Raw genomic sequence first — 6,056 nt, 5'->3', positions numbered from 1 at the left:
CGACGAAGGAGCAAGCCCCGGTGGCTAACCGGCGGCCCCTCGGGGCCGCGACTCGAGCGCGCCAGCGCTCCAAAAACACAGCGTCAAACCTCCTGGGACTACCGAACAAGTGATCCCCCCTGTGACCACCCCTTCAGCCCCTCGTACCCTGGAAAGGCTGCCCCCACCGAAAGGCTCCCCTTTGTCCGAGTCCGGAGAGAACGTCGCCCCCACCCCCCGCGGGTTGCCCGCCGAGGTGGCCCGTCGGCGCACGTTCGCCGTGATCTCGCACCCCGACGCGGGTAAGTCGACGCTCACCGAAGCGCTGGCCCTGCACGCCAGGATGATCTCCGAGGCGGGCGCCATCCACGGTAAGGCCGGTCGCAAGTCGACGGTGTCGGACTGGATGGAAATGGAGAAGGCGCGCGGTATCTCGGTGAGTTCGACCGCGCTGCAGTTCAACTACCGCGCCGCCGGGTCCGATATCGACAATGTGATCAACCTCGTCGACACCCCCGGCCACTCCGATTTCTCCGAGGACACCTACCGGGTCCTCACCGCCGTCGACGCGGCGGTGATGCTGATCGACGCGGCCAAGGGCCTCGAGCCACAGACGCTCAAGCTGTTCCAGGTGTGTCGCCACCGCGGCATCCCGGTGATCACCGTGATCAACAAGTGGGACCGGCCGGGTCAGGCCCCGCTCGAACTGCTCGACGAGATCAGCGAGCGGATCGGCCTCACGCCCACGCCACTGTTCCTGCCGGTCGGCATCGCGGGCGATTTCCGCGGCCTGCTGCGTCGCGGACCGGAAGGCGAGGCGGCCGAGTACATCCACTTCACCCGCACCGCCGGTGGCGCGACCATCGCCCCCGAGGAGTACCTGACCGCCGACGAAGCCGAAGCCCGCGAGGGTGAGGCGTGGACGACCGCGGCCGAGGAGAGCGAACTGCTCTCGGCGACCGGGCAGGACCACGATCAGGAGATGTTCCTGGCGGGCCAGACCTCGCCGGTGATCTACGCCTCGGCCATGCTGAACTTCGGTGTGCGCCAACTGCTCGAGACGCTGGTGCAGCTCGCGCCCGCGCCCGGCTCACGCGAGGACGTGACGGGCAAGGAACGCACGACCGGTGACCCGTTCAGCGCGGTGGTGTTCAAGGTGCAGGCGGGCATGGACACCGCCCACCGCGACCGGTTGGCGTTCATGCGGATCGTCTCCGGCGAATTCGAGCGCGGCATGGTGGTGACCCACGCGCAGACCGGTCGCCCGTTCGCCACCAAATACGCGCTGACGGTCTTCGGCCGCGAGCGCACCACGGTCGACACGGCCTACCCCGGCGATGTGGTCGGCCTGGTCAACGCCACCGCGCTCGCGCCGGGCCACACGCTGTTCGTCGAGAAGAAGGTGGAGTACCCGCCGATCCCGAGCTTCGCCCCCGAGCATTTCGCGACGCTGCGCGCGCAGAGCGCGGGCAAGTACAAGCAGTTCCGCAAGGCCATCGACCAGCTCGATTCCGAGGGCGTGGTGCAGGTGCTGCGCAACGACGCCCGCGGTGACGCCACCCCCGTGCTGGCCGCGGTCGGTCCGATGCAGTTCGAGGTGGTCACCGCGCGGATGCAGGGCGAGTTCAACGTCGAGACCCAGCTGGATTTCCTCCCCTTCACGCTGGCGCGGCGCACCGACGCGGAGTCGGCGCCCGAGCTGGATCGCCAGCGCGGGGTCGAGGTGTTCACCCGCACCGACGGCGTGATCCTGGCGCTGTTCAGCGACAAGTGGCGGCTGCAGTACATCGAGAAGGAACACCCGAAACTCACGCTGGAACCGCTGGTCGCCACCGCGGACTGACGCTGTCTGGGCCGGAGGTATCAGGCGGCCGGTCCGGGATTGCGTTCCACCGAGGAGATGTGGTTCTCCTGGGCGATCATTCCCCAGCGGCTCGCGGTGAGCCGCAGGCTGGGTAGATCGCTGAGCGAGAGCACTACTTCGTAGGTGCGCTCGTACCCGGTGTGGGAGATGCGCCAGTGCCCGTCCTCGCAGCGCACGTAGCTGTCGGTGTAGAAGGCGGCGCCGCGCAGACACATGTTGTGTTCGGGGATGATCACCGTGTCGGCCAGGTACCAGGTGCCGCTGGCGGTGTCACCGTCGACATCGATCTCGGGGTGGTCGCAGCGATGCTCGGTGATCACATGCGGTCCGAGGGTGTTGCGCAGGAAGGCCAGGAAGGCCTCGCGCGACTCGAATTGCAGATACTCGCTATAGGTAGCGGTCGCCTCGGGGACCAGGGTGTCGGCGAACTCGTCCCACGACTTGGTGTCCAGGCTGCGCAGGTAGCGGTATTTCAACCTGCTGATCGCGATGAGGTCGTCGGGGTGATCGGGCGGACGCTCGATCGGTGCGGGCTGTTCGTCGTCGTCCGACGGCGCTGTCGCCATCCACGCCTCCCCCGAGTCCGATCCGGCGACCAATGGCTCGTCCTCGCCGGGCAGCAACGGCACAGGGCCTGTCCACGCGGACGCGACAGGTTCGTCGACGTGCACGTTCGGCAATTCCGGGCCCTGCTCCATCTCTCCACGATCCCACCAGAAACGGCTCGCCGCCCGTTCTGTATCAGATCGCTATCACTGCCGACACCGGAGTGTGACCTCCGGCGCCGGCTGTCCCGGCTGTCTGAGCTACCCGATGGTGAAGCAGGTCCGGCAGAAATCCTCGCCGAATTCCGACAGACGCAGGCTCTTGCGCACGATCTTGGGCGCGCGGCCCGCCTTCTTGAGCGCGTGTTCCACGACCGGCTGCACTTCCAGCACCATGTACCGGCTCAGCACCACCGGATCGTCGGAGGTGAGCGTGAGTCCGAGGCGGTTGAGATTGATCAGGTAGGAGCGAGCGCGGTCCGGGTAGCGCACGCCCGCCTGTTCGGGGACCGAGGTCAGGTCGCCCTGCACCAGCTCCGAGCCGATGCCGAGCGGGCGGTTGGTGCGCACGTCGACCGAGGGTTGCGGACCGTTGAGGGCCATGAATCGCAGGATGCGGGCCTCGTCGGGAGCGACCTCGTCGAGGATGCGGTCATAGGCCGGGTGCACGTCTTCGGTGAAGTACACGTCGGCCGAGCGGGCCAACAGCGCGTCGCCGCGTCGCCGCAGGTCATCGGTAGTGGCCGAGCGCAGGTACGGGCCGACGGTGATGGACTGCTGCGACGCGCCGTTCGGCGTCGGCACATAGCTGACGATCTCGCGCACCGACCCCTCGGTGACGCCGAGTGCGCTGCGCGCGATGGAGCGCAGGGCATTGCCGGTGCGCTCGGCGATATCGGCGGAGGATTCGCCGTCCAGCGCCGCCTGCGCCAGTTCCTTGGTGACCTCATAGGTGGTGCCGACAGCCCATTGACTGCCGCGCACCGCGGTACCGGCGGCCAATCCGGCGGCGCGGAACACGCCACGGATCAACCGTGCTTCATTACTGATCTGTCGCTGCTCGACATCCGAGCTGCGCTCGACGGCGCGGGTACCGGCACGGGCCAGGTCCTGTCCGGTCCTGTCGTCTGTCACGTCCTACTCCGAAGTCTCGCCATGTGAACAGTGCCACCACCCACCGCGCGTCCCCTCTGCACGGTATTTGTGGCCTGTCACGAAAGGTGGTGGTGGTCATTGTGTCCGACTCGCCAAGGCGAGTACGCCATTCGGGACAGGTTCTGTGACTGATGTCTCAGACACTACCCTGTGGCCTGACCCACGACGAATGGACCCAGTTCCTCATCTCACAGTAGGGTCACCTCGCCGCGGGGGTGATAAATTTTTGGTTCTCGGTGAGGCGGTGGTCACCGGGTATCGGCAGGAGGGCGTGTCGTGTTGGAGAGTGTGTTCGGGTTACACCCGACACTCCTGCTAGAAATTCTGACCATTCCTCTTTTCACAGGAATTATCGGTTACATAACCAACTGGTCCGGCATTCTCATGCTGTTCCAGCCGATCAAATTCCACGGATTCCGACTGCCCGGTCTGCGCGCGGTCTTCCCTTATCTGCCCAAGCGGATCCAGGTATTGCCGCTGCTCAGCTATGACGGCCGGATCGGCTGGCAGGGCATCGTGCCCTCGCGTGCCGACAAGATGGCCAGCATCGCGGTCGACAAGGGCCTGTCCAAGCTGGGCAGCGTCGCCGACTTCTATCGCGAGCTCGACCCGGAGAAGTTGGCCGAACATCTGGCGGAGGTGGCCGACGCGCAGATCCGCGACATCGTCGAGGTGATCTTGCGCCGCGAGCATCCACAGCTCTGGTACAACCTGCCTGTTCAAGTCAGAGAGATGATCCATCAGCGGGTGCGTTCGCAACTGCCGGAGATCCTGCGCGACCTCACCATGGAACTCGGCGCCAATATCGATCAGCTGCTCGATGTGAAGCAGATGGTGATCCGCTACTTCCAGGCCCGACCCCAATTGCTCAACCAGCTGTTCCAGGTACTCGGCGCCAAAGAGCTTCGGTTCATGCAGAACTTCGGCTTCTACTTCGGCGCACCCTGCGGCCTGCTGCTGGTGCTCGCGCTGCACACCACCGGACTCTCAGCGCTGGTCGTGCTGCCGGTCGGCGGAATCATCATCGGCTGGGTGGTGAACTGGATCGGGATCAATATGATTTTCGCGCCCGCCACACCGAAGTGGTGGTGCCCGTGGCGGCAGGGTCTGCTGATCAAGCGCCAGCCCGAAATCACCGCGGGTTACGCGGCATTGGTGTCCACCGAGGTCGTCACGGTGGCCAACATCGGCGACGAACTGCTCAACGGACCGCGCTCGGACCGGACCCTGCAGATGCTCGAGGACACCCTGCGCCCGGCCGCCGACCGTGCGCTCGGGCCCGCGCGGCCCGCGGTGAAATTCATGCTCGGCAGCCGCGAATACGACTCGCTGCAAACAACTCTCACCACGCAGGCCATGACGATCGCGCCCATGGCCTTCGCCGACCCCGCGTTCAATGCTCAGCAGAGCAGGCAGGTCAACGATTACATCGCCCGGCAAATGTCCGCACTTTCCCCCCATGACTTCGTGGACATGCTGCGCTCGGCGATCAAACAGGACGAATGGTTGCTTTTCGTCCATGGCGGCGCGCTGGGACTGCTCGCCGGATACGCTCACATCCTGGTCTTCGGAACAGGAGTAGCGACGACATGGATGTAGACGACGGGACCCCGTCCACCGACATGGTGCGACGTTCGGTACCGCCGCTCGAGGTATCCACCGACAGGCGTGGCCTGCTGCCCGTCTCCCCGGTGCGCACGGTTCGGGCGGCGACCGGGGTGGCGCGCGTCGCGCTGACCGCAGCCTCGGGAATGACGCTGTGGACCCTGGACACCGCGCTCGGGGTGACCGTCACGGTGTTGCGCGGCAGCATGGCGGGCAACCCGCCCAACGAGGTGCTCGCGGAAGCGGAGACCGAAGTGCGCGACCGGCTCCGGCACGCCCTCGGCCTGCCCACGGGCGCGGAACACCACCACGAGGACGGCACGCCGACCCTGCGCGAGCAGGGCGCCGAACTGCTGCGCCTATCCGCCAGCACCACCGCCGCGCAGCCCGACGCCCATCCGGCCTATCCCGGCATCCTCGCCGAGATCACGCCGGACGAAGCACGGATCCTGCGCTTCCTGCACGTCGACGGACCGCAGCCCGCCATCGATGTGCGCACCGGCCGGCAGCGGGCGTTCGGTGGTGAGCGGTTGATCAGCGGACTCACCATGCTGGGCGACCACGCCGGCCTGCGGTTTCCGAACCGGGTGCCGCAGTACCTGCCCAACCTGCGCAGGCTCGGGCTCATCGAGTCCACCCGCGAACCCGTCGGCAACCCGCACCGCTACCAGGTCATCGAGGCCCAGGAACAGGTGCGGGAGGCGTTGAAGCGCCCCGGTTTCGGTACGAAGGTGAGCTACCGCAGCATCCTGCTCACCGAATTCGGCGCCGATTTCGTCCAGACGTGTTTACCGGTCGTCATCAACGACGGCCGAGAAACCACTGGTCCGCCTCCCCGCGACTTCGGGCCGGACTCGAGTGCGCGGTCACGGAGCGTCGGCGGCTGAGAGCAGGACTCCCGCCGAGTC

General features: G+C 66.5%; 5 protein-coding genes. 3 read left to right on the top strand and 2 right to left on the bottom strand.

Features of this window, described 5'->3' with window-relative positions:
• The first annotated feature begins 181 nt into the window (after positions 1-181).
• A complete protein-coding gene (locus ACFULV_RS33145; RefSeq protein WP_378636033.1) occupies positions 182-1,822 on the top strand; it encodes a peptide chain release factor 3 in 1,641 nt (546 codons plus the stop codon).
• A gap of 20 nt (positions 1,823-1,842) precedes the next feature.
• Here the strand turns inward: ACFULV_RS33145 and ACFULV_RS33140 are convergent, their stop codons facing one another.
• Together ACFULV_RS33140 and ACFULV_RS33135 are read right to left on the bottom strand one after the other, a co-directional pair.
• Positions 1,843-2,367 carry a nuclear transport factor 2 family protein gene (locus tag ACFULV_RS33140; RefSeq protein WP_378636353.1) on the bottom strand — a complete coding sequence of 175 codons (525 nt, stop codon included), beginning with the start codon at positions 2,365-2,367 and terminating at the stop codon, positions 1,843-1,845.
• A gap of 282 nt (positions 2,368-2,649) precedes the next feature.
• On the bottom strand, positions 2,650-3,522 hold the full coding sequence (locus ACFULV_RS33135; protein ID WP_378663703.1) for an Abi-alpha family protein: 873 nt from the start codon (positions 3,520-3,522) through the stop codon (positions 2,650-2,652).
• A gap of 405 nt (positions 3,523-3,927) precedes the next feature.
• On the opposite strand from ACFULV_RS33135, the gene ACFULV_RS33130 reads away from it, so the two are divergent.
• Both ACFULV_RS33130 and ACFULV_RS33125 read left to right on the top strand, forming a co-directional pair.
• Entirely contained in the window at positions 3,928-5,142 is a 1,215-nt protein-coding gene (locus ACFULV_RS33130) for a hypothetical protein (RefSeq protein ID WP_378636028.1), read from the top strand.
• Complete coding sequence (locus ACFULV_RS33125; protein ID WP_378663700.1) at positions 5,133-6,035, top strand: Abi-alpha family protein; 903 nt, start codon at positions 5,133-5,135, stop codon at positions 6,033-6,035. Before ACFULV_RS33130 ends, ACFULV_RS33125 begins: the two co-directional genes overlap by 10 nt.
• The last annotated feature ends 21 nt before the right edge of the window (positions 6,036-6,056 follow it).

The organism is Nocardia sp. NPDC057272 (assembly GCF_042668615.1).
GTDB lineage: Bacteria > Actinomycetota > Actinomycetes > Mycobacteriales > Mycobacteriaceae > Nocardia.
This window is presented reverse-complemented; position numbering and strand designations above follow the sequence as displayed.

Coding starts and splice junctions, on each gene's coding strand:
- ACFULV_RS33130 (WP_378636028.1), top strand. CDS start 3,928: ATGCTGTTCCAGCCGATCAAATTCCACGGATTCCGACTGCCCGGTCTG.
- ACFULV_RS33125 (WP_378663700.1), top strand. CDS start 5,133: ATGGATGTAGACGACGGGACCCCGTCCACCGACATGGTGCGACGTTCG.